The 22,655-nt window shown below is 71.6% G+C and carries 20 protein-coding genes; 8 read left to right on the top strand and 12 right to left on the bottom strand.

Translation table 11 applies throughout. From position 1 onward, the window contains the following. Positions 1-204 precede the first annotated feature (204 nt). Positions 205-1,842, bottom strand: coding sequence for a TM0106 family RecB-like putative nuclease (locus tag ACWD38_RS12460; RefSeq protein WP_450124088.1), 1,638 nt, complete (start codon positions 1,840-1,842; stop codon positions 205-207). Between the two features lie 244 nt (positions 1,843-2,086). Between ACWD38_RS12460 and ACWD38_RS12465 the strand changes: the two genes are divergently transcribed. Next, the gene (locus ACWD38_RS12465) at positions 2,087-2,839 is read left to right on the top strand and encodes a DUF6474 family protein (protein ID WP_221315960.1); all 753 of its coding nucleotides are present in this window, start codon (positions 2,087-2,089) and stop codon (positions 2,837-2,839) included. 58 nt (positions 2,840-2,897) lie between these two features. On the opposite strand, the gene ACWD38_RS12470 is transcribed toward ACWD38_RS12465, so the two are convergent. Genes ACWD38_RS12470 through ACWD38_RS12490 form a run of 5 tightly spaced genes read right to left on the bottom strand, consistent with a single transcriptional unit; the run spans position 2,898 to position 8,184 of the window. Beyond that, positions 2,898-3,908, bottom strand: coding sequence for a glycine betaine ABC transporter substrate-binding protein (locus tag ACWD38_RS12470; RefSeq protein ID WP_450124089.1), 1,011 nt, complete (start codon positions 3,906-3,908; stop codon positions 2,898-2,900). Next, on the bottom strand, positions 3,905-4,672 hold the full coding sequence (locus ACWD38_RS12475; RefSeq protein WP_184483923.1) for an ABC transporter permease: 768 nt from the start codon (positions 4,670-4,672) through the stop codon (positions 3,905-3,907). The genes ACWD38_RS12470 and ACWD38_RS12475 overlap by 4 nt, the downstream gene beginning before the upstream one ends. Further along, positions 4,669-5,880: an ATP-binding cassette domain-containing protein gene (locus ACWD38_RS12480; RefSeq protein ID WP_184483925.1), complete on the bottom strand. Its 1,212-nt coding sequence runs from the start codon at positions 5,878-5,880 to the stop codon at positions 4,669-4,671. The genes ACWD38_RS12475 and ACWD38_RS12480 overlap by 4 nt, the downstream gene beginning before the upstream one ends. Next, positions 5,873-6,520 (bottom strand): ABC transporter permease subunit, encoded by a 648-nt coding sequence (locus ACWD38_RS12485; protein ID WP_184483927.1) that lies wholly within the window; start codon positions 6,518-6,520, stop codon positions 5,873-5,875. Before ACWD38_RS12485 ends, ACWD38_RS12480 begins: the two co-directional genes overlap by 8 nt. Then, on the bottom strand, positions 6,517-8,184 hold the full coding sequence (locus ACWD38_RS12490; RefSeq protein WP_425503620.1) for a BCCT family transporter: 1,668 nt from the start codon (positions 8,182-8,184) through the stop codon (positions 6,517-6,519). The genes ACWD38_RS12485 and ACWD38_RS12490 overlap by 4 nt, the downstream gene beginning before the upstream one ends. A 279-nt stretch (positions 8,185-8,463) precedes the next feature. Between ACWD38_RS12490 and ACWD38_RS12495 the strand changes: the two genes are divergently transcribed. From ACWD38_RS12495 to ACWD38_RS12505, 3 genes are all read left to right on the top strand, one after another. Beyond that, positions 8,464-9,033: a hypothetical protein gene (locus ACWD38_RS12495; RefSeq protein WP_184483931.1), complete on the top strand. Its 570-nt coding sequence runs from the start codon at positions 8,464-8,466 to the stop codon at positions 9,031-9,033. A 115-nt stretch (positions 9,034-9,148) separates the two neighbouring features. Further along, positions 9,149-9,898, top strand: coding sequence for a YcnI family copper-binding membrane protein (locus ACWD38_RS12500; protein ID WP_184483933.1), 750 nt, complete (start codon positions 9,149-9,151; stop codon positions 9,896-9,898). After that, positions 9,895-10,416, top strand: coding sequence for a copper resistance CopC family protein (locus tag ACWD38_RS12505; protein WP_450124090.1), 522 nt, complete (start codon positions 9,895-9,897; stop codon positions 10,414-10,416). The genes ACWD38_RS12500 and ACWD38_RS12505 overlap by 4 nt, the downstream gene beginning before the upstream one ends. A gap of 204 nt (positions 10,417-10,620) precedes the next feature. Here the strand turns inward: ACWD38_RS12505 and ACWD38_RS12510 are convergent, their stop codons facing one another. The 3 genes from ACWD38_RS12510 to ACWD38_RS12520 all read right to left on the bottom strand — a co-directional run bounded on the left by ACWD38_RS12510 (position 10,621) and on the right by ACWD38_RS12520 (position 13,427). Further along, a complete protein-coding gene (locus ACWD38_RS12510) occupies positions 10,621-10,905 on the bottom strand; it encodes a hypothetical protein (protein WP_184483937.1) in 285 nt (94 codons plus the stop codon). Between the two features lie 154 nt (positions 10,906-11,059). Beyond that, positions 11,060-11,968, bottom strand: a complete 909-nt coding sequence (locus ACWD38_RS12515; RefSeq protein ID WP_184483939.1) for a phosphotransferase family protein — start codon at positions 11,966-11,968, stop codon at positions 11,060-11,062. 88 nt (positions 11,969-12,056) lie between these two features. Further along, positions 12,057-13,427, bottom strand: a complete 1,371-nt coding sequence (locus ACWD38_RS12520; RefSeq protein WP_184483941.1) for a helix-turn-helix domain-containing protein — start codon at positions 13,425-13,427, stop codon at positions 12,057-12,059. A 220-nt stretch (positions 13,428-13,647) separates the two neighbouring features. Between ACWD38_RS12520 and ACWD38_RS12525 the strand changes: the two genes are divergently transcribed. Next, entirely contained in the window at positions 13,648-13,932 is a 285-nt protein-coding gene (locus ACWD38_RS12525; protein ID WP_221317022.1) for a hypothetical protein, read from the top strand. A 13-nt stretch (positions 13,933-13,945) separates the two neighbouring features. Then, on the top strand, positions 13,946-14,284 hold the full coding sequence (locus tag ACWD38_RS12530; protein WP_184483943.1) for a hypothetical protein: 339 nt from the start codon (positions 13,946-13,948) through the stop codon (positions 14,282-14,284). 371 nt (positions 14,285-14,655) lie between these two features. Here the strand turns inward: ACWD38_RS12530 and ACWD38_RS12535 are convergent, their stop codons facing one another. Continuing rightward, complete coding sequence (locus ACWD38_RS12535) at positions 14,656-17,817, bottom strand: L-tyrosine/L-tryptophan isonitrile synthase family protein (RefSeq protein ID WP_343071635.1); 3,162 nt, start codon at positions 17,815-17,817, stop codon at positions 14,656-14,658. A gap of 806 nt (positions 17,818-18,623) precedes the next feature. Between ACWD38_RS12535 and ACWD38_RS12540 the strand changes: the two genes are divergently transcribed. Further along, a complete protein-coding gene (locus ACWD38_RS12540) occupies positions 18,624-19,199 on the top strand; it encodes a TetR family transcriptional regulator (protein ID WP_184485971.1) in 576 nt (191 codons plus the stop codon). On the opposite strand, the gene ACWD38_RS12545 is transcribed toward ACWD38_RS12540, so the two are convergent. Then, positions 19,169-20,386 (bottom strand): amino acid deaminase/aldolase, encoded by a 1,218-nt coding sequence (locus ACWD38_RS12545; protein WP_184483945.1) that lies wholly within the window; start codon positions 20,384-20,386, stop codon positions 19,169-19,171. The genes ACWD38_RS12540 and ACWD38_RS12545 overlap by 31 nt on opposite strands. A gap of 175 nt (positions 20,387-20,561) precedes the next feature. Here ACWD38_RS12545 and ACWD38_RS12550 point away from each other — a divergent pair, with 175 nt between their 5' ends. Next, positions 20,562-21,872: a D-arabinono-1,4-lactone oxidase gene (locus ACWD38_RS12550; protein ID WP_184483946.1), complete on the top strand. Its 1,311-nt coding sequence runs from the start codon at positions 20,562-20,564 to the stop codon at positions 21,870-21,872. A 3-nt stretch (positions 21,873-21,875) separates the two neighbouring features. Here the strand turns inward: ACWD38_RS12550 and ACWD38_RS12555 are convergent, their stop codons facing one another. Beyond that, positions 21,876-22,532, bottom strand: a complete 657-nt coding sequence (locus ACWD38_RS12555; RefSeq protein ID WP_184483948.1) for an SDR family oxidoreductase — start codon at positions 22,530-22,532, stop codon at positions 21,876-21,878. Positions 22,533-22,655 lie beyond the last annotated feature (123 nt).

The following is a 22,655-nucleotide window of genomic DNA, read 5'->3' on the forward strand; positions in this document are numbered from 1 at the left end:
CAGTCGGTCTCTCGCTGCGGGATCTTTTTCCCAAGTGGCTCCGCCACGAGGGAAAAAGCCGTCCTCGCGAGAGACCGACTGAGAACCCGCCGGTGAAGACTTCTCGACGTGGGCTATGTGCTTCGCACATACAGGCACGGCCTTCGGCCGCAAGGCACGGCTACGCCGCCCGCTGCGGGGCCTTTGGCCCGCTGGTGGGGTGTGTCAGAGGTCTTCGGTGAACGGGATGGATTGGGCTTCGGGGGAGGTCATCCAGCGGCGGATGGTCCAGGTGGCTCGGACGTCGTCCTCGTTGTACTGGAGGAGCCGGCTGCGCTGGGACGGTTCCTGCTCCTGGCCGTCCAGGCCTACCGCGTCGCGGTACCAGCGCATCGAGTTCTCGCCGCTGGCCTCCGGGTCCCGCCAGGCGAACCCGGCGCTGGGGGCGATCACCTTCAGCCCCTTGCCGTGCGGGCACAGGAACTGGTCGCGGACCGCCGCGAACAGGTCGACCCACTCGTCGGAGCCGATGAACCGGCGCACCTCGGACACCTCGGGGATGCCGGGCTTGCCGGCGAAGCGCTCCGCCGACGAGAGCATCCAGCGGTTCTCCGCGAGCTCGTTGTAGCAGTAGGCGCGGAACGTGAGCCCGCGCGCGTGCGCGCGCTCCCGGACCGCGACGAACCAGCACCAGAACTCGGCGAACGACCGCGCCTCGTCGTCGGAGGGCAGCGGATCCCAGGTGACGAAGGCGCGGTAGCCCTGCTCCTCGTCGACGTCCGCTCCGGACAGCCAGCAGCCCCACATGTAGGCGCCGGAGTCGGCGTAGCTCTCCATGTCCACGTCGATCTCGACGTCGGCGCGCGGCACCCGCAGCTCCCGCACGCGGCGCACCAGCGGGAGGTCGCGCAGCCACGCCTTCGCCAGCAGCACCGCCTCGTCGGCGCGGGCCGCGCCCAGCGAGGTCGCCCGGCCCTGCTCCGGTGTCATCGCGGCCAGGTCGTCGACGGTGCGCACCTGCGCGGCCCGCAGCACCGCCGCGTCCTCACCGCGCACCACCAGGCTCACGTCGCGCGCGTCCCGCAGCTCCGCCGAGCACGTCGGCCACCACGGGCAGCCCTTGCACTCGGTGACCCGGGACGGCTGCGCGAGCGGTTCGGCGCCGGTGGCGGCGGCGGTCGCCACGGCCACCCGGTCGGCGAACCGCGCGTCGTACTCGGCGAGCGCGGTGCGCCCGCCCGGCCAGTTCGGCGCCAGCAGGTCGTGCCAGACGACCAGGTCGCCCTCGACGCCGATGACCCCGCCGACGGGCGTGCCCGGCGCCGCCATCCCGCACGCTTCGAGCAGCCGCACCAGGTGCGCCAGCCGCAGCTGGTCCCGCGGCTGGGCCCGGACCTTGCGCCGCCCGTTGCGCTTCGCCGACTCCGGCAGCGGGCTCTCCAGCGGCGAAGTGCGCGCCCCGCTGCCGGGGTCGGTCGTCTTGTGCCGCACCACCAGCACCGGCGTGTAACCGGAGCCGTTGCGCACCAGCAGGTCGATGCCGCCGAACCGGCCCGCCTCGGGGTTCGCGGGCAGCTGCGCGCCGGAGATGAACCGCACGCCGTCCCGCATCGCCTCCAGCGTCTCCCGCTCGCGCCGGCGCAGGCTCGCCTCGCGCGGGATGCGCGCCCACGATTCGCCCAGCAGCTCGCCGAGCCGGTCGGCGATCGCGCGGCGGTGGTCGGCGGCGTCGGCGACGCGCTGCTCGATGCCCGGATCCATCGGGGCTTTCGGCAGGTCACGGGATTGCGGATCGTTCTCGAGATGCACCCTCCTGCGACAGCGCGTCACTACGCCCGCGTCCAGCAGCACCTCGTTCTCCACGTCCCGCAGCGTAGGCCGTACCCCTGACGATCGCGCCCATCACCCCGGTGACGGAGGACAACCGACGGCTACGCACCGTGCACGACCGGTCGATCACTCCCTCGCTCGGTCAACCGGCACCGGCCGCGCGAACTCCTTACAGTGATCCCCGAGCGAGGTGAACGCCCTGGCCGCGGCATCCGGGACCGGATCGGCGACGGCCGCAGGCACGGCGCGAACCGTGCCGCGACAGCAGGAGGCGGCGATGACGCGAGGCACCGGCGAACCGGCCACCGCAGCACTGACCACGGAGATCCTGAGCACCGAACCGCTCAACGCCCGGACCGACGACTCCGGCGACGACGTGCGTTCGGCCGCGAAGCAGGTCAAGAAGGTGGCGAAGCTGGAGGCCAAGGCCGCCCACGAGCAGACCAAGACCGCCAAGGAGGGGACCAAGGCGGTCAAGCAGGAGGCCAAGGCGACCACCAAGACCGCCAAGCAGGAGGCGAAGTCCGCCGAGAAGGCCGCCAAGCGCGACGAGAAGGCCCGCAAGAAGGGTGAGCACGGCAGGTTCACGCCCGGCGACGCCCGCAAGGCCGTCGGCGTGGCCAAGATCCTCGGCCCGGCGCTGGCGCCCTACGCGTGGCAGGCGTTCACCGCCGCGCGGGACGGTTACGACCGGGCCCGCGCGCGGCGGCTCGGAGTGGCCATGGACGACCTGGGGCGGTTCACCGGGCGCGGTGCCGCGCTGCACGCCCGCATCGCCGGGGACGCCGAGGCGCTGCGCGAACTGCGGACCCGCACCGCGGGCCGCACCGCCGCCGAGACCTCGCTCGTCGAGAAGTTCGCCGACGAGGCCGAGGGCAGGCTCGGCCAGCTGGGCAGCGCGGTGCGAGCGGCCGAACGCATGCCGACGCCGCGCCGCCGCGCCGCGCACCGCGCCGTCGTCGGCGAACTCGACCGCATCGAGGACGACCTGCTGCACCGCCTCGGCATCCCGAGCACCGAGCAGCAGTAGCACCGACGCACGAGAACGGGCCGGTCACCACGCAGGTGACCGGCCCGTTCACGTCGGATCAAGCGGCGTCGGGCGCCGTCACGAAACCGTGCTCGACCATCCAGGCCCGGGCGACGTCGGCCGGGTCGCGCCCGTCCACGTCGACACCGGCGTTGAGGTCCAGCAGCTGCTGGTTGTCCAGCTTCGCCGAGATCGGCGCGAACACGGACTCCAGCTGCGGGTACCGCTCCAGCATCTCCACCCGCGTCGTCATCGCCAGGTTGTAGCGCGGGAAGAACTGCTTGTCGTCCTCCAGCACCTTCAGGTCCAGCGACTGGATCCGGCCGTCGGTGGTGAACACCTCGCCGAGGTTGCACGCCTTGCCGGTGGCCGTGGCCGAGTAGATGGGACCGGTGCTCAGCGTCTCCACCTTGCTCTGGTCCACCTGGAACCCGTAGGCCTCCGCCACGCCCGGCAGCCCGTCGTTGCGGCTGGCGAACTCGCTCTCCACGCAGAAGCTCAGCTCCTGCGGGTTCTGCTGGGCCACCCGCTTGAGGTCCGAGAGCTTCTCCACTCCCAGCCGGGCCGCGTTCTCCTGGTTCAGCGCGAACGCGTAGGTGTTGTCCGCCTTGAGCGACAACGCGAACCAGGTGACGCCGTTGGCCTCGATGTCGAGCTTGCGCACGGCGTCGTACTGGGCCCGCGCGTCCGGGATCGGATCGGTCTTGCCGTTGTAGCTGATCCAGGACGAGCCGGTGTACTCCCACAACAGGTCGATCTGCTTGCTGACCAGCGCGTTGCGGGCGCTGGCGGAACCCGTGATGTTGCTGAGGTCCCGCACGTCGGCACCGGCGGCGGACATCGCGAACTCCGCGATGTAGGCCAGCACGATCTGCTCGGTGAAGTCCTTGGAGCCGACCGTGAACGGCACGCCCTCCAGCTCCGGCACCGGCTTGATCGAACCGGGCCCGACCCGCAGCGGCACCGAGGAGCCCGAACTGAGCCCGCAGCCGGTGAGCGCGGCACCGGCCGCGGCGGCCGAGAAGAGCTTCAACGCGCCCCGGCGGGACAGCTGTGTTCCTCGCTTCATCGCAGCCCCTTCGGTGACAGGTAGCGCTCCGCCAGCCCGCCGCACCAGTCGACGAGCAGCGCCAGGGCCATGGCCAGCACCGCGCCGACGGACAGCACGGTCCAGTTGCTCAGCTTGTAGCCGGTGTCGATGAGCTCGCCGAGCCCGCCGGCGCCGACGAACCAGGCCAGCGTGGCGGTCCCGACCGCCAGCACCAGCGCGGTCCGCAGCCCGGCCAGGATGAACGGCACCGCCAACGGCAGTTCGATGCGCGTGAGCACGGAGAACCCGGACATGCCGATGCCGCGTCCCGCGTCGATCAGCGACCGGTCCACCTGCTGCAGACCCACCAGCGTGTTGCGCAGCACCGGCAGCAGCGCGTACACCGCGATCGGCAGCGTCGCGATCCAGAAGCCGGTGGTGCCGTTGGTGAGCAGGAAGAACAGCACCAGCAGACCCACCGACGGCGCCGCCTGGCCCATGTTGGCCAGACCGATGATCAGCGGGCTGACCCGCCGCGCCCAGGACCGGCTCAGCAGCATGCCCAGCGGCACCGCGACCAGCACCACGATCACCGCCACCGCCACGCTCATCAGCAGGTGCTGCCAGGTGAGCGTGAGCAGGGTCGAGGCGTTGACGTTGCGGCTGACGACGACGTCGTCGCCGCGGCTGAACGCGACCGCGAGCACCACCACGACCAGCACCAGCGCGACCAGGGGCTGCGCGAACAGCCGCAGCCGTTCCGCCGTGCGGGACCCCGAATCCGCGGAGTAGGAACCGCTCATGACGGGTCCCCCGCGGCCGAGGGCTCGTCCGCGTGGTCGTCGGCGTGCTCCTCGCGCAGGTCCTTGATCGTCGTCATCACGGTGTCGATGTCGACGACGCCGATGTACTCGCCGCGGGACCCGGTGACCACGGCGACGCCGTCGTCGTCGGTGAGGATCGCTTCCAGCGCGTCCTGCAGCGTCGAGGCGGGCGAGACGCTGTCCTCCACCGCACGACCCGCGCGGGCCAGCGAGGAGACCGCGCCGGCCTCGCGAGCGGTCGTCCAGCGCAACGGCCGCTTGCGGCCGTCCAGCACCAGGCCGATCGCACCGCGCCGGGTCCCGAGCCGTTCCTGCAGCGCGCTCGGCTGCTCGTCCACACCGGCGGTCGGCACCTGGCCGAGTTCGATCTCCCGCACCCGGCGCAGCGTGAGCTGCTTGAGCGCGGCACCGGCGCCGACGAATCCGGCCACGGTGTCGTCGGCCGGGTTGGCGAGGATCGCCTCGGGCGTGTCGTACTGCAGGATCTCGGAGCGCTGCCCGAGCACCGCGATGCGGTCGCCGAGCTTGACGGCCTCGTCGAAGTCGTGCGTGACGAACACGATCGTCTTGCCCAGGTCGGCCTGCAGGCGCATCAGCTCGTCCTGCAGCACGCCGCGGGTGATCGGGTCCACCGCGCCGAACGGCTCGTCCATCAGCAGCACCGGCGGGTCCGCGGCCAGCGCGCGGGCGACGCCGACGCGCTGCTGCTGACCACCGGAGAGCTGCCGCGGGTAGCGGCCCCGGTACTCGGCGGGGTCCAGGCCGACGAGGTCGAGCATCTCCTCGACGCGTTCCACGGTCCGCTGCTTGGTCCAGCCGACCAGGCCGGGCACCATGCCCACGTTCTCGCCCACCGTCATGTGGGGGAACAGCCCGGCCTGCTGGATCGAGTAGCCGATCTCGCGGCGCAACTTGTCCGGGTCGAGGCCAAGGACGTCCTGGCCACCGATGGTGATCCGGCCCGAGGTGGGCTCGATCAACCGGTTGATCATGCGCATGGTGGTGGTCTTGCCGCTGCCCGAAGGCCCGACGAGCACGACCGTCTCACCGGCGGGAATGGTCATCGTGACCGATTCGACCGCGGCCAGCTTCTGGCCCGGGTACCGCTTGGAGACCTCCTCCAGGCGAATTTCGACACCGTGTCCGCCCGCGCGGTCGGCGGTGTCGGGCTTGTTGTTCTCAGCCACGAATACCTCTCGAAGTCGTCAGGCGCCCGACCAGCACGAACACCGCGTCCAGCAGCAGCGCCAGCACGATCACGCCGAGCGTGCCCGCCAGCGCCATGTTCAGCGCGTTCGCGCTGCCCAGCCCGGACAGGCCGCTGAAGATCAGGTTCCCGAGGCCGGGTCCCTTGGCGTAGGCCGCGATGGCCGCGATGCCCATCAGCATCTGGGTGCTCACCCGCATGCCTGCGAGGATGCCGGGCCACGCCAGCGCCAGTTCGATCTTGGTCAGCACCCGGAACCGGTTCATGCCGATGCCGCGGGCGGCATCCAAGATCGGCTGGTCGACTGTAGACAACCCAACGATGGTGTTGCGGATGATCGGCAGCAGCGCGTACAGCACCAGCGTCACCACCGACGGCGCCACGCCCAGCCCCAGCAGGGGGATGAGCAGGCCGAACAGCGCGAACGAAGGAACCGTCAGCACTGCGCTGGACAAAGCGGTGGCCACCGCCGCCCCGGCGGGGCTGCGGTAGACCGCAACCCCGACCAGGACGCCGACGATGGTCGCCAGCACGATGCACTGCAGCACCATGCTGGCGTGCTGGTAGGAGTCCACCAGCAACTGCTGCCACCTGGAAGCGACGTAATCCAGGAAACTCACGAAGTGGTCGCTCCCGGCGTCGCCTTGTCCTTGCCCTCAGCGTCGTCGTCGGTTTCCTCAGCGGGAGTCGTGACGAGCTGGAATTCGCCGTCGTGCTCCTCGGTACCGGCGATGACGGCCTGCTCGAGGACCTCGGCACCCTTTTCGTCGCGCAACGTCATCTGGTCGCTGCGCAGGTCCTTGGTGAGGGCCACGCACAGCAGCACCATGACGATCGCGAACGGCAGCGCGCCGATGAACGTCAAGTTCTGGATGCCCGTCAAGGCATCCTCCTCGCCGCCGCCGATCACCAACATGATCGCGGCGACCGCACCGGTGGCGGCACCCCAGAAGATGACCACCCAGCGGCTCGGCTCGATCGAACCGCGCTGCGAGAGCGTGCCCATGACCACCGAGGCTGCGTCCGCACCGGACACGAAGAAGATCGCGACCAGGATCATCACCAGCACCGAGGTGATGACGGCCAGCGGCAGGTGCTCGAGGACGGTGAAGGTCTGCGCCTCCGCACCGCCGTCGGCGATGGCGGGGTCGACCTTCGCGGTGCTGATCGCGGCACCGCCGAAGATCGCGAACCAGACGAGGCTGACCACGCTGGGCACCAGCAGCACGCCGCCGATGAACTGGCGGATCGTGCGGCCACGGCTGATCCGGGCGATGAACATGCCGACGAAGGGCGTCCAGGAGATCCACCACGCCCAGTAGAAGACCGTCCAGGTACCCAGCCACTCGTGCATGTCCGCACCGCCGGTGGCACCGGCGCGCGAGGCCATCTCACCGAAGTCGCTCATGTACGAACCGAGCGAGGTCGGCAGCAGGTTCAGGATCAGCACCGTCGGGCCGGCCACGAACACGAAGAACGCCAGCAGCGCGGCGAGCACCATGTTGATGTTCGACAGCCACTGGATGCCCTTGGACACACCGGACACCGCCGAAGCGATGAAGCAGATGGTCAGGATGACGATGATCACCACGAGCAGCGTGGTGCTGGTGCTGCCGATCCAGCCCGCGGCCTCCATGCCCGCCTGGATCTGCAGCGTGCCCAGACCGAGCGAGGCGGCGGAGCCGAACAGCGTGGCGAACAGCGCCAGGATGTCGATCAGCTTGCCGATCGGCCCCTCGGCGTTGCGCTTGCCGATCAGCGGCAGGAACACGGCGCTGATCAGCTGCTTGCGGCCGCGCCGGAAGCTGCTGTAGGCGATCGCGAGACCGACCACCGCGTAGATCGCCCACGGGTGCAGGGTCCAGTGGAACAGCGAAGTCGCCATCGCCGTGCCCACTGCCTCGTCCGTACCGGCCTCGACGGTTCCCGGCGGCGGCGAAGTGAAGTGCGACAGCGGCTCGCTGATGCCGTAGAACATGAGCCCGATGCCCATGCCCGCGCTGAACATCATCGCGATCCAGGACACCGTCCTGAACTCCGGCTTCTCGCCGTCCTCGCCCAGCGGGATGCGTCCGTAGCGGCTGAACGCCAGGAACAGCGCGAAGATGACGAACCCGGTGGCCGCGAGCACGAAGCCCCAGCCGATGTTGGTGACCAGCCAGTCCAGCGCGGCCTTGGAGGTGTTGAGCAATGACTCCTGGCTCAGCGTTCCCCAGGCCACCAGGACGAACATGATGGCGGCGGTGACACCGAAGACGACCCAGTCGGTCCTCGGTTTACCGATGAACTCCGGTTGACCCGGTAGTTCCGTTGGGTGGCCCGATGAGCCACCTTCTCGTTGATCTGCTTCAGTCGACACAGGTTCCGGCGCCCGACTCGCGACGCCCCCTCCTCTCCGTACCTCACGTCACGACGGCCCGGAACACCTGTTCACCTGTCACTATCTGCTCGTGCAGGGGTGATTCCCGGCCGTCTGCAACCCATAAACCGTGACCCATTCGGCGGATCAAGGCAAGCTCACCTGCGCACAGCGTGGCCGAACCGACACCTAGACTGGACTTCCGTGGCGATCCGTTCCGCTCCTGCGCAAGGCGCTGGTCGCGCCCTGCGCGGCCTCGGCTTGACCGCCACCTCATCGTCACTATCGGTAGCCGCGCATGCGGCAGCCGGTGGTTCCACACCTGACCTCGGAACCACCATCGTGATCACCACCTTGTTGTCCGCCGCGGGTGTCGCGCTCGCCGATCGCAAGCGCGGGTTGAGCAGCATTGTAGGGGCAGTCGGCGCCGGACAGGTGGCCCTTCATTTATTTCTGCAGCTAGCAGGCTCACACCACGGCTCCATCGGGCAACCGGGGCTGCCCTTGGATCCCACGGCGATGACCCTGGGTCATGTGCTGACCGGGCTCCTGGTAGCGGTCCTGCTGCACCGCGCCGAGGATGCACTCTTTGTAATCGTTTCAACCGTACGACTGACTCTTACTAGTAGGACGCCCGAACCGCTACCGCCTGTGACGACACGCCCGGCGGTCTGCATCCCGGCCGAGTCGGTGCTCCTGATCGAACAGCTGATCCAGCGGCGGATCCACGGACTGCGGGGCCCTCCGGCGCAGTCGCCCCGGCCGCTCGGGTGACACCGAATTGGCGGCCGGATCGTTGCTCCCCCGTATCCGCGGTGCCCGATTCGCGCTTTTCGTTGTCCGCGTGTCGAATCGCACCGATCACGCCTTTCAGGAGTCACAGATCTCCATGTCGACATCTCGATCCGCCCTCCGATCCACCGCGGTCACCGCGGTGCTCGGATTCACCGCCCTCGCCGGCGCGGGCAGCGCCGCCGCGCACGTCAGCGCCGAACCGGAGCAGGCCGAGCAGGGCGGCCACGCCAAGATCGCGTTCCGGGTGCCCAACGAGCGCCCCGACGCGGGAACCGTCCGCGTGCACGTCTCGCTCCCGCTGGAGCACCCGCTGAGCTCGGTGCGCACCAAACCGCTGCCCGGCTGGACCGCGCAGGTGGAGAAGGTGCGGCTGGAGCGCCCGGTGGAGGTCGCGGGCGCCCAGGTCACCGAAGCCGTCGCCGGCATCACCTGGACCGCGCGCCCCGGCACCCGCATCGCCCCGGACCAGTTCGAGGAGTTCGAGGCGACCCTCGGCACCTTCCCGACCGGCACCGACGAACTGCTGCTACCCACCGAGCAGACCTACGACAGCGGTGAGGTCGTGCGCTGGGACCAGCCACCGGCGCCCGACGGCTCCGAACCGGAGCACCCGGCCCCGGCGCTGGCCCTGGTCGCGAGCGAAGGCGGCGGCCACGGCCACGGCACCTCCGCCGGCGGGGACGGCGAGCACGGCGGCGCGGAGCACGGCGAACCCGCCGCCGGCGGCGGAGACGACACGGCTCGCGTGCTCGGCGGCGCCGGACTGGCCGTCGGGGCGCTCGGACTCGGACTCGGAGCGGGCGCGCTGGTGCTCGCCCGCCGCGGCACCAGGGGGAACGCATGAGGCGACTGCTCACGATCACCGCGTTGACGCTCACGGCGCTGTTCGGCGCGGCCGGACCGGCGCTGGCGCACAACACCCTGGTCGGCAGCGACCCGGCGGAGGGCGCCCGGCTGGCGACCGGGCCGAACGAGGTCCGGCTCACCTTCGACCAGCCGGTGCGCGCGGGCGAGGGCTACAACACGCTCAACGTCGTCGGCCCGGACGGCACCTACTGGACCGAAGGCGAGGTGCGGGTCGAGGGCACCTCGGTGGTCGCGCCGGTGCTGCCGCTCGGGCCCGCCGGGACCTACACCGTCGGCTACCGGGTGCTGTCCAACGACGGCCACCCCGTGCCCGGCAAGGTCACCTTCACGCTGACCGAACCGGGCGGCGGCACTCCGGCGCCGCCGCCTGCCGCGGACCAGGCCGAGTCCGACTCCGCGGGCGGCATGCCGATCTGGCCGTGGATCGCGGGCGCGGTCGTGCTGGTCGGGCTGGGGCTCGTGCTGGCCCTGCGGTTGGGCAGGCCGAAGAGCTGACCGCTCGGCGGAGGCGGGTCGCTGCCGCGGCGGCCCGCCCCGTCGTCGGCACGAGCGCGGCGTGGCACGTTCGGCGGTACACCGGGAACCGGCGCGAACTAGAGTCGATCGGTGTCGCCGAACGGCGCCCGACCGGTCTTCAGCCGGAACGAACTCAGCGGTCGTTTTTCCGCAGTGCGAAAACGGGGGCCTGTCGCCGAACGGTCATTCGCGCTCGGTGAGCTGCTGGACGGTGGGCGCCGACAGCGCCTCCAACCGACCCAGCGCGCCCTTGCCGCGCCGCTCCAACTCGCGCCGGCCGATCCAGCCGTAGGAGTAGTGCCGGTAGGCCTGGCTCAGCAGCACCAGTTCGGCGAGGTGGTCGACCGCGCGCCGCTGGGCCTCCCCCGTCAACTGGGGGACGAGGCGGACTTCGGTGTTCACCACCTCGTCGAGCACCCGAGCCGAGTGCACGGCCTTCCGCCCGCGCCACGTGAGCTTGCGCCGCATTCGCGCGGCGTTCCTGGTAATCACGTCCATCCGGGCCCCCCGTGCCGCAGACACTCACACTTACGCATTACTGGTGACCTAGCTCGTCACCAAGAATCACCGATGTGGCCCCTACACGTCGATGAACTTCGCCCGATCGTACGCATAAACCCACTCACTTGTACGGCTCCCATCGTGCCGCCGTGTCGCCCTCGCGCATCGAGCGCAACCGGCTCCGCAGCTGATCGCGCACTCCGGGATTGCTGCGCAGGATCGGCAGCACGCTGACCGTGATCTTCAGTTCGCGCAGGTCGCGCAGCACCTGGAAGCCGGACCACGCCGTCACGTCGAAGCCGTAGACCTCCGAGAGCCGGTGGTACCGCTCGGCGGGGGCACCCAGCCGGAGCATCCCCACCGCCATCGGCGTCAGGTCCCACTCCGGTTGCCCCACGCACAGCGAGTCCAGATCGCACAGCAGCGGACCGTCCGGACCCGAGATCAGGTTCCCCAGGTGCGCGTCCCCGTGCACCACCGACGGCGGCAACGGGAAGTCCAGCGCTTCCAGCCGGCCCTCGACGTCGTCGCAGCGCTGCTCCAGGAACGCCCGGTCCGCCGCGTCCAGGTCCTCCGCGTCGGCCAGCCGCCTGCGCACGTCGGGCATCGGCCGCCACTCGGGCAGCGTCGAGGGCAGCGGCAGGTCGTGCACCTGCCGCAGCAACCGGCCCAGATCGGCCCCGTCCGGAGCGGGGCCCGCCTCCGGGACCGCCTGCCACAACGTCGCCAGGTGCCCGCCGGTGCGCACCGGCTGCGGCACCCCCGGCAGCAGCCGCACCGCGGGGACCTCGTGCTCCGCCAGCAGCCGCCCGGCCTCCACCACGTTCACCGCGCGGTACGAGAACGAGGGCGCGAGCACGATCCGGACGATCACCGGGTGCTCCCGCAGCAGGAACACGCCGTTGTTGACGAACCGCACCAGCCGAGCGCCGCGGGAGTCCAAGCCCGCGGCCGCACAGATCTCGGCCAGTGCCAAAGCCAGTTTCGGCCGCGTGTAGCGGCCCTCCGCGGAGCGCGTCCGCGAAGTCATCGAGGTCCTGCCCGGTCGTGCCGGTGCAGCGCACCGGGGAAACCCGGCCGCCGGGACCGCGATCCGCGCTGTCCGCCTCGCACTCGACTCACGCCTCGCGGAAGCGGCGGATCTCTTCGGACAGGTCGCGGGCATCGGAGTTCATCCGGTGCCGCCCGGCCTCCAGCTCCAGCGGCTTGAGGCGGTCGGAGACGCGCGCCGACTTGACCTTCTCGCCGATCTGCAGCGCCGACCGCCCGACCTTGATGCCCTCCTGCAGGTCACCGGCCCGGATGTGGTTGGTGGCCTGCAAGCTGAGCCCGAAGACGTGGGTGCGCTGCATGTCCGCGCCGTACGCCTCGTTGCACTTGATCGTCTCGGCGACCGCGAGCGGCGCGTAGCGATCCGGGTCGAACACGGCCAGCGCGTCGTGCGCCGAGCCGATCATCCCGTGCAGGTCGTTCTCGTTGAAGAACCGCACCCAGTCCGGCGCCTCGGCCACGTTCGCCCTGGCGAACTCGTCCTTGGTGCGCCCGACCATCTTCTGCACCTGTTCGGGCTTGTTGAGCATCCCGTAGGCCCAGGCCTCGTTCGCGCACAGCACGGCCACCGTTAACGAGGAACCGGACTCCTGCGCGGCGATCTGCCCCAGCTGGAACAGCTTCAGCGCCTCGTTCGGCTCCTGGTAGTGCAGGTAGACGCGGCCCATCCGGTACAGCACGCTGGCCACGAGGCTGTCGTCGTCGGCCTGCTTGGCGAACTCCAGCGCCTTGCCGAAGTGGCCGCGCGCAGGGTCGAGCAGACCGGTGTCGAAGGAGGTCCAGCCGGCCAGGCTGTGCATGTCCGCCAACGACACGTAGAGCTTTCGCTTGACCTGATCGGACGCGTTCGCGTCGAGCAGTTGCTGCGCCCAGGAAAGCTGGGCGACCACGGCGTCGCGGCAGGTGCCGCCGCCGTAGCGATAGTCCAGGTCACGCAGCGCCTTGGTGGCCGCCTGGATCTGCTGCACGTCGGTCATGCCGATGCGCATCGGAGCAGGCGTCTGCACGTTGCTCGGCACCCAAGTGCTCTCCTCCGCCCCGAAGACCGCGGCACCCATGGTCACCGCCGCCGCGTGGGACAGGAACTTCCGACGCTTCACCGACTCGTCCTCCTCAGCCTGGGGGCCGCTGTTCGTCTTCGCGACCCTCATTGCCGTCGCCCCGTCGTAGGCGAGGCCCATGTACCCCCTCGGTATCCCGAGGCCGTCGGCGATTCGGGCCAGCACGTCATAAGCCATGACCTGGCGGCCCTTCAGGATCTCCGAGACCTCGGACTGCGACTGGCCCGTCGATGCCGCGATCTGGCGCTGCGAAACCCCGATCCGGCGCAGTTGCCGGTAGATCTCGCTGACGTTCCGCGCCGCCAACGCGTCCCGCATCTCACGGCCGTCCCAGACGTCTCGTGTAACGGGCGAGCCGTTCGAACCGATGGTGTTCATTTAGACCCCCTCACACTCTGCACGGGCGTCGGTCGCAGAGTAAGGGCACTTCGACAAGCCGGTGAAGTGCGTATCGGCAGAGGTGATCGGCAGGGGTGAAGTCCGCCGACCGTTCGTCGTCGCCGTTGAGCCGGTCATCGCCTACCGGCTACCGCCCGCGATCGACGCGTTCCAATCTAGTCATCGGTAGCAACCGAGTACGGAGAGGAACCCGATCGGCATGGGCGGCATCGAGGAGTCCGGATCCCGGACCGGCGTGGAGGTCACCGCGCAAGCGGCGGTGCCCGGCCAGGCCGGGCCGAAGCCGGAATCCGCCGACCGACGCCGGTGGTGGCGGGTGCTGTGTCGCGACGTCGTGCACGTCCGCCGCTACCTCACCGTGCTGGTCAACCGGGACAGGGTGGTTCTCGTCGGACCGCCCGGCCGCACCGTGGTGCTGTCGACCGATGGAGTCGGCGAGTTGAGCAACGCATTACGGCGGGCCGCTGATCAGGCGAGAGAGTGACGGTGAGGTTGCGGTGGACGAGATATTGGGTCAGGTGCTGCGCAACGCGGTGTGGGAGCGGCTCGACGTGCTGAGCGAGCTGGCGAACCGCGCGGACGCCCCGTCCCTGCTGTCCGTGGCGCGTTCCGAACTCCCCCGGCTCACCGAGGGATGGCGAACGCTGCTGGCCGCGCACGACACCGACGACAAGGGCAACTGCATCGAGTGCTCGTCCCGTTGGCGACCGCGGAGCGCACCGTGCTCCGTGTGGCGCTCGGCTTACGAGCACCTGGTCGCGGGCGCCCTCGCCCCCCGTCCCGCACGGCACCAGCGCCCGGCGCACGAGCTGCGCCCGGCCGCGCCGGTGCCGTAGACCGGCGGTCTCGTTCTCGTCCGGGTCAGCATCACTCCCTCCCCGAACCGGACGGGTCGAGAACCGCCCCGGTGGCCGGCGAACCGTCGCCGTGCACCCCCGACCACGGCAGTGGTCGCCGGCCACCACGAACTTCCAATTCCACAGTGGACGTGCGGCGGGTCCCGGCGAGCTCCGGAGACCGCCGCCGCGCGCAGTCTTCCGCGGGCCGGTGCTGTAGAACTCCCCTCCCCCGACCGGTATCGGTCCGCGGATTCCAACGACCTCGGTCCCCTTCTCCCCGAAGGGGGGCCGGGGTGGACGAGGGGTCCCGGTGCTCGTTTCCCCGGATGAGCACCGGGACCTTTCTTGTCACCAGGCCCGGCGGCCGATCACTTCCGCCGCAGCCGCGCGGTGGCGGCGAACTCCGGGTCCAGCCGCATGCCGCCGCCCGCACCGAGCCGGGTGTGCTCGGCGGGCACCACGAACCACGGTTGCCGCGGTCCGATCAGCGGCGAGTACACCGGCACGAATCCCCTGTCCTGCAACGAGACCGCGAAGTCGGCGCCGAGCTGCCCGCGGCGGTCCAGCGCGCCGGTGCCCTGCCACGGCAGCAGCCCGGACCCGCCGAGGTAGGTGAACCCGCAGCGCCCCGGCCGGGCCGCGCTCACCGTGAGCCGCACCCGGTTCGGGAACAGCAGCTCCTCGTAGCCGAGCTCTTCGTCCACCCGCATCGTCGCCAGGTAGCGCACCACGGTGTGCCAGGCGCGGCGCAGCACCTCCACCCTCGACCGCCGCAGCATCGGCGGCACCGCCGTGCCGTCGAGGTCGTAGACGTCGGCGTACACCGCCCGCGCCCACGCGACCCGCTCGATCCCGGCGGGCACCGACAGCGGAACCGAATACACCACCGACATCAGCATTTCGCGGAACATCTCGACCGACGGCGCCACCGCCGGATCGGCCCCCGCCGCCCGCTGATCCACTCGGGCTAGGGTGCGCAGCGGTCGCTCGGCGATGTCCAGCCCGCGCAACGCGTCGGTGAGCAGCCGCCGGTGCCGCGCCGCGCGCTCCGCCCGCTCGGCGGGCAGGTCCACGTCCAGCCGCCGGGCCGCGACCGCGTCCACCTCTTCGATGACCGCGGTCTCGCCGAGCCCGGCCAGATCGGCGTACTCGCGCAGGATCGAGCTGTAGGTCCCGGTGATCGACAGCGGCCGGGGCCGGAAGTGCCTGCCATCGGTGAGGATGCGGAACCGCAGGCCCGGTGGGTGCACGGCGGTCGCAGCGCGCTGCATCTCGCGCAGTCGCACCACACCGCCGAACTCGGCGAGGTCCGGCAGCGGTCCGGACGCCTTCAACCCGTTCAAGCACTGCTTGATGGGGAAGCCGAGCAGCACCACGTCGATCGGCCGGTCCTCGCGCAGGAACGGCTCGACGTCGCGGCGCAGGTGCTCGACCTGGTAGTTCGACCGGGCCCCCTTGAGGAACTGCTTGCGGCTGAGCACGTGGTGCAGGGCGTGCACGACGCGGTCGAGCCGCTCGGACTCGGGCACCGGCCCGGTGAGCCCGAACCGGTCGCGGGCGGCGCGGGCCAACCGGTCCGCGGCCCGGTCCGCGTCGGCGAGCACGGTGTGCGCGAGCTCCAGCGCCTCGTCGCGGTTCAGCCGCACCGCCCAGCGCCGCGCCGATCGGTTCGCGCGCAACGCGCCGATCTGCAGTTCCTCCAACGAATGCGCGTGCGAGAGCAGCCCCGGGCCCGACCCGCCGCTGCGCGGCCGCGGCTCGGTCTCGAAGGTGGCGATCGCCGGAGCGCGGTCCGGCACCGGCTGCCCCGGGCGTCGTTCGACGACGAGGCCCGGCACCTCGACCGCGATCGCCAGCGCGGCCGGGTACTCCTTGGTGAGCGCGATCCGGTTGGCGTGCATGTCGTCGAACACGGCGATCACGTCGAGCTCGCCGAATTCCCGCAGCCGCGCCACCTTCAGCTCCGGGATGGGCCGGGTCCGGTCGTCGGGCATGCACAGCAGCGGCGCGTCGGGGACTCCGGCCGCTTCGAGCACGGCCGCGGTGTGGTCGCGGACCCGTTCCCTCCTGCCGGTGCAGAACACGACCTGCCCGCCCGCGTCCCGCACGTCCCACACGAACCGGGCGAGCCCGGCGTTGACCTCGTCGGTGCGCAACCGGTTCCAGGGCCGGGCGAAGGCCCGGAAGAACTCGGCGTGCACCGCCCGCCAGTCCACCTCCGGGTACTTCTCGTGCAGGCCGGTGAGTTCGAGGAACGTGTGCCAGGTCGAGTCGGCGTAGGTCGGCAGCACCGGCAGCGAATCCGGGTCGGCGAGCTCCGGAATGCCGTTCGGCGCCCCGGCCCGGGGCCCGGATACCGCGCGGGTCGCTTCGACGGTGCGGCGCAGCGGGATGATCCCGCACAGGTCGAGGTCGATGACCACGGCCGGTTGCGGCAGCTCGCGGTTCCAACGGCGGCGCCGGGTCCGGTCCTGCACGGTGTCGAGCACGTGGCGCAGGATCGTGTGCTGGTCGGCGTCGACGTGGTGGACGTGGGGCCGCAGCTCGGTGCGGGCGAGCAGCCGGGCGGTGGGCCGGTCGAGGTGGCGCAGCTCCTCGGCGAGCACCCGGTCGATCGCGGCGCGCACCGAGTCGCCGCGGGGCGGCGAGTATCCGATCCGGCGGAAACCGTCGGCGAGGTCCGCGAACACCGCGAGCAGGGTGCGGGCGGCCTCGCGGGCGGTGTGCTCGTCGGGGGCGGGTGCGGCGGTGGCGGTGATGACGCGGCCGGTCGCCTCCAGCTCGGTGGACAGCTCGAAGGCGAGCGCGTCCGGTGCCGCGAACAGCGCGGTGCGCCGCACTTCCAACGCGTGCCGGAACGCCCGCAGCGGTGGTCGCACGAAGTGCTCCACGAAGAACCGGAGTTCGTGCTCCCGGTGCGCGAAGCGGTTGTCGATGACCAGCCGCAGCAGACCGGGCGCGCCGTCCGGTCCCGGAGCCAGCAGGGCGTCCGGGCGCACCGCGACGGTGCCACCGGGATGTTCCGGGTGCGGCGGGGCCGGCAGCGCGCCGGTACCGCGCGCGACCGCTCCGCCCGGAGCTCGCCGCGCGGACTCGGGCACCAGCGTGGCGCAGTGCATCCGCAGCAGCGGATCGTCGAGCACCGTCCGCGTCAGCGGGTCCTCGCCCGCCGCGGCGCCGGACCCGGCCGGGTCGGCGGCGCCGAGGGTGCCGGTGAGCCGCGCCAGCCAGCCGGGGTCGTAGCGTCGTCGCCTGCGCCGCAGCCGGACCAGCAGGCGGTAGAGCTCGGCCCAGGTCGGTTCGGCGCCGAGCGGCACTCCGCTGCCCGCGCCTTCGCCGACCAGCCGGAACGCGCCCGAGCGCCACCGCACCCGCAGGTCGTAGCCGCCGTCGCGCAGCAAGCGGTCCGCCTCCGGAACCGACAGCGGGGCCCACAGGTCCTGCGCGGGCCGGTCCGTCCACATCGGATCGGGTGGTACCTGGTCGAAGGTGGTCGAGGCCGGTCGGGTGACCGGCGTGCGCGCGGTCACCGGGCGGTCGGGCGAGGTGCCGGAACCTGGCCCGCGCGGCTGCCGGGCGGAGCGGGGTGGACGTGCGCGGCCGGTCTGGCGGTGGCGGGACGGGCGGCGGCGGGGCTCGGCACGAGCCGAATCCGTCCGGCGGCCCGTCCCGGCGCGAAGTCGCGGGGAGTTCGGATGCGGGGAGAACGAGGCGCGACGCCGCAGTAGCTCACGATCACCTTTCCGTCACAGCTCGAATCGATTCGCCTCACGCTAGATAGTGACTATGTGCGTCGGCAACGTGACCGAATGCATACGACATGCAGTAACTCCGCCCCGATCGCAGTGACTTGGAACACTATGAGGGTGATCGGGGTGCGCAAGCCACCCCTTCCACCGAGTGGGACCGCCCCGCGCAGCGGCACCCCTTCGGTGGACACCGGGCCCGGCGAGTCCACTGCCTGCACCGACGCCGCGAGCGGCACACTGGAGCGGATCGACCGAGTGCGCCGTACCGTCGTCGGGCACCACCCCGATCCCCCACGACGCCCGGCACTCGGGCCGGAAGCCCGGTTCCCGCTCGGCTCCTCCGCCGTCCGCGAACCGGTGAACGACGAACATGATCTCGATGATTGAGATGATCTCGGACGCAACCGCCTGGGATGATCTCGCGGCGAGGCCGTCTCGGAAGCTCGGGACCGTCCGCGGCGGAGCACCGCCCCGGACGCTCCGCCGGCACGGCCCGCACGAGTGATCAAGGAGTCGCCTTGCCCGCCGAAGTCGCCCCCCTCCGCCGCAAGCCGGTCCAGCAGCGCAGCACCCAGCGCGTGGAGAAGATGCTGGAATCCTGCGCCCAGCTCATCGACGAACTCGGCTACGAAGGGGTCACCACCACCCTGATCGCCGAACGCGCCGGTGTCGCCGTCGGATCGCTGTACCAGTTCTTCCCCGACAAGCGAGCCGTCGTGCAGGAACTCACCCGGCGCAACCTGAACCGCTTCGTCGACGTCATCGGCGAACGCTTCGCCACCAGCGACCTCGCGAACTGGTGGGACGCCGTGGACACGGTGATCGACGTCTACATCACCATGCACCGCGACGTGCCCGCGTTCAGCAGGCTGCACTTCGGCGACGTGGTGGACCTGCGGCTGCTCGACGAGAGCAAGGACAACAACGCCGTGATCGCCGAGAAGCTCATCGCGCTGCTCAGCGAGCGGTTCACGCTGGACGAGCAGCACCTGCTGCTGCCGCTGTCGGTGGCCGTGGAAGCCGCCGACGCGGTGCTGAACCTGGCGTTCCGGCGCGATCCCTCGGGCGACTCCGAACTCGTCGCCGAGACCAAGGAGCTCGTGCGCGGCTACCTGGCGAACCGGATGCCGGATCAACCGAACGACTTGGCTTCGCCCCGGTAGGTCGGCACCGTGGCGACCACCTGATCGCCCTCGACCAGGTGGTAGTGGTCGAACCGCTCGGCGAGCTCGCCCGCCTTGGCGTGGCGCAGCCACACCCGGTCGCCGAGCCGCAGGTCGCGCGCGGCAGCGCCGGACACCGGGGTCTGCACCTCGCCGGCGCCTTCGGCCGCGGTCAACCGCAGCCCGCGCGGCAGGTGCACGCCCGGCGCTCGGCTGGGCCCGGTGGGACCGGAGGCGATGTAGCCGCCGCTGAACAGCGTCGCGAACGAACCGCCGGGACGGCGCACCACCGGCAGCGCGTAGAGCACGGCGGGCCGCGGCCGGAACGCCCGGTACGCGTCGAACAAGGTGGGGCCGATGAGTCCGGAGCCCGCGGCGATCTCGGTGACGCTGCCGTCGGCGCCGGTGCTCTCGATGCTGCCGGTGCCGCCGCCGTTGACGAACTCCAGCGGCGCCACCGCGCGCACCGCGGCCACCGCCTCCGCGCGGCGCTCGGCCAGCTCGGCCGCCGACCGGCGCTGCATCCAGCGCAGCACCGCGGCCAGCAGCGGCTTGCCGGGCGGGGCGTCGCCGAGGCCCGCGATCTGCCCTTCGTAGGCCATGATCCCGACCAGCCGGAACCCGTCGCGGCCCACGATCCGCTCGGCGAACCGGCGGGCCTGGGCCGGGGTGTGCACGGGTGAGCGGCGCGGGCCGACGTGCGCGAGCCCGCCCGGCACCGGATGCCAGGCCGCGTCCAGCTCCAGGCAGACCCGCAGCGGTTCGCGGTCCGGGCCGACGACGGCGTCGATGTGGTCCAGGTGCGCCGCGGAGTCGACCAGGATCGTGATGGCGGCGGCAGCGGCCGGGTCGGCGGCGAGTTCGCGCAGGCCGCGCCGGTCGATCGTCGGGTAGGCGACGAGGATGTCGTCGGACGCGCCTTCGCGGTGCAGCCAGAGCGCCTCCGGCAGGCTGTAGGCCATCAGCCCGGCGAAGCCCGGCGTGTCCAAAGTGCGGCGGAGCAGTTCCCGGCAGCGCACGGACTTGGAGGCCACCCGGATCGGGGTGCCCGCGGCGCGGCGGCTCAGGTCGGCGGCGTTGTGGCGGAACGCTTCGAGGTCGACCACGGCGAACGGCGGGTCGAGATCGCGGGTCGCCCGGTCCAGGCGGTCGCGTTCGGCGCTGTCGGACGCCGCGGGCTCGGGCAACGGGTCTCCTGCGGAGGGCGCGGGTGTGGGGGGCACTCACCCACGGTAGGCGGAGCGGGGTTGTTATGTGAATCTCATTCACATACTTTCTTGCGGCACCGCCCCGAACCGGACCGCCCGGCCACCGCCGGACGACGCACCCGGCCCGGCCACGCGCCTCAGGAGGTCTGTGATCATGCCGCGACCAGGCTGGACGAACTGGGCGGGAACCGTCGCCCGCACCCCCGCGGGCACCGCGCGCCCTCGCGACCCGGCCGAGGCCGCCATCCAGCTGCGCGCCGCCGCCCGCGGTGGCCGCACCGTGCGACCGCTCGGCAGCGGGCACTCGTTCACCGGCGTCGGCGCCCCCGCCGACGGCGCGCTGGCCCTGGACCTGGCGCACTGGTCCGGCATCGAACGCGTCGACCCGCCCTGCGTCACGGTCCGCGCGGGCACCCCGCTGCACCGGCTCAACCGGGAGCTCGGCGAACTCGGGCTCGCGCTGCCCAACCTCGGCGACATCGACCGGCAGACCGTGGCAGGCGCGATCTCCACCGGCACCCACGGCACCGGCGCCGAGCTCGGCGGGCTCGCCACCCAGGTCACCGAGCTGGAGCTGCTGCTCGCGGACGGCACCACGCGGCGCTGCTCGGAAACCCACGACAAGCAGCTGTTCGACGCGGCCCGCGTGAGCCTCGGCGCGCTCGGCGTGCTGACCCGCGTGACCCTGCGCTGCGTGCCCGCGTTCCACCTCGTCGCCGACGAACGGCCGGAACCGCTCGACGACGTGCTGGCGCGGTTCGACGAGCTCGCCGACGGCAACGACCACTTCGAGTTCTACTGGTTCCCGCACAGCACCCGGACCCTGGTCAAGCGCAACAACCGGCTGCCCGCCGGGCAGGAACCGAGCCCGCTGAGCCCGCTGCGGGAGTTCTTCGAGTACGAGCTGATGGAGAACCGGGCGTTCGGCGCGCTGTGCCGCCTCGGCCGCGCCCGGCCCGAACTGGTCCGCCCGCTCAACCGGTTCTGTGCGGCGACCTGGTCCGCCCGGCACTACAGCGACCTGGGCCACCGGGTGTTCGTCACCCGGCGACGGGTGCGGTTCGCGGAGTCCGAGTACGCGGTGCCGCGCGCCGAGCTGCCCGCCGTGCTCGCGGAACTGCGGGCGGCGGCCGAGCGGCTGGCCGACCCGGTGATGTTCCCGGTGGAGGTCCGGGTCGCCGCCGCCGACGACATCTGGCTGTCCACGGCGCACCGGCGCGCGTCCGCGTACATCGCGGTGCACCAGTTCACCGGGATGCCGCACCGCGCCTGGTTCGACGCCTTCTCGTCCATAGTGGACTCCGTCGGCGGCAGGCCGCACTGGGGCAAGATGCACCGGCTCACCGCCGACGAACTGCGCGAGCGCTACCCGCGATTCGACGACTTCCGCGCCATGCGGGCGGAACTCGACCCCGGCGGCCTGTTCGCCAACCCGTACCTGGACCGGGTCCTCGGGCCCGTGTGAGCGTCAGGCGACCGCCGCGCCGACCGCCTCGACGACCGGCGTCGGCCCGTTGATCAAGGTGAGGGTGCGGCCCGCGGACTTCGGCTCGTCGAGCAGCGCCACCAGCACCGCGGCGACGTCGGCGCGGGTGATCTCGTCCCGGCGGGTCTGCTCGGCCAGTTCGACCCGGCCCGTCGGCCGGTCATCGGTGAGGACGCCGGGGCGCAGGATCGTCCACTCCAGGTCCCGGCCGCGCAGGTCCACTTCGGCGGCCCGCTTGGCGTCGAGGTACGCGCCGAACACCTCGCCCACGTCCGGCGGGTTCGGCGCGTCCAGGCCGATCGCGCTCACCTGCAGGAAGCGCCGCACCCCTGCCCGCTGCGCGGCGTCGGCGAGCAGCACCGAACCCGCGCGGTCCACGGTGTCCTTGCGCGCCACGCCGCTGCCGGGACCCGCGCCCGCGGCGAACACCACGGCGTCGGCACCGGACAAGTGCTCGGCCACCCCGGCGGGGTCGGCGGATTCCAGGTCCAGCACCACCGGTTCCGCGCCGTCCGCGCGCAGGTCGTCGGCGTGCTCCGGATCGCGGATCAACCCGACCGCGGTGTCCCCGCGCTCGGCGAGCAACCGCCCGAGATGGCGCGCGATCTTCCCATGTCCTCCGGCTACCACGACTCGCATGAACCCACCCTAGGCCCGGTGGCCGCCTGAACGCTCCCACCAGGCGGCCACCGAGCCGGCTCCCGCCGCGGCCGACCGCGTCGGCGCCGCGACCGCGCTGCCGGGATCGGCTTCGCGGCGGGC

The sequence above is a fragment of the Saccharopolyspora sp. NPDC002578 genome (genome assembly GCF_053592695.1).

What these genes read in the sequence shown, in the direction of transcription:
- ACWD38_RS12505 (WP_450124090.1), top strand. Translation starts at nt 9,895, where the DNA reads ATGAGGCGACTGCTCACGATCACCGCGTTGACGCTCACGGCGCTGTTC.
- ACWD38_RS12525 (WP_221317022.1), top strand. Translation starts at nt 13,648, where the DNA reads ATGGGCGGCATCGAGGAGTCCGGATCCCGGACCGGCGTGGAGGTCACC.
- ACWD38_RS12540 (WP_184485971.1), top strand. Translation starts at nt 18,624, where the DNA reads ATGCTGGAATCCTGCGCCCAGCTCATCGACGAACTCGGCTACGAAGGG.
- ACWD38_RS12500 (WP_184483933.1), top strand. Translation starts at nt 9,149, where the DNA reads ATGTCGACATCTCGATCCGCCCTCCGATCCACCGCGGTCACCGCGGTG.
- ACWD38_RS12550 (WP_184483946.1), top strand. Translation starts at nt 20,562, where the DNA reads ATGCCGCGACCAGGCTGGACGAACTGGGCGGGAACCGTCGCCCGCACC.
- ACWD38_RS12475 (WP_184483923.1), bottom strand. Translation starts at nt 4,672, where the DNA reads ATGAGCGGTTCCTACTCCGCGGATTCGGGGTCCCGCACGGCGGAACGG.
- ACWD38_RS12520 (WP_184483941.1), bottom strand. Translation starts at nt 13,427, where the DNA reads ATGAACACCATCGGTTCGAACGGCTCGCCCGTTACACGAGACGTCTGG.
- ACWD38_RS12465 (WP_221315960.1), top strand. Translation starts at nt 2,087, where the DNA reads ATGACGCGAGGCACCGGCGAACCGGCCACCGCAGCACTGACCACGGAG.
- ACWD38_RS12510 (WP_184483937.1), bottom strand. Translation starts at nt 10,905, where the DNA reads ATGCGGCGCAAGCTCACGTGGCGCGGGCGGAAGGCCGTGCACTCGGCT.
- ACWD38_RS12515 (WP_184483939.1), bottom strand. Translation starts at nt 11,968, where the DNA reads ATGACTTCGCGGACGCGCTCCGCGGAGGGCCGCTACACGCGGCCGAAA.
- ACWD38_RS12470 (WP_450124089.1), bottom strand. Translation starts at nt 3,908, where the DNA reads ATGAAGCGAGGAACACAGCTGTCCCGCCGGGGCGCGTTGAAGCTCTTC.
- ACWD38_RS12555 (WP_184483948.1), bottom strand. Translation starts at nt 22,532, where the DNA reads ATGCGAGTCGTGGTAGCCGGAGGACATGGGAAGATCGCGCGCCATCTC.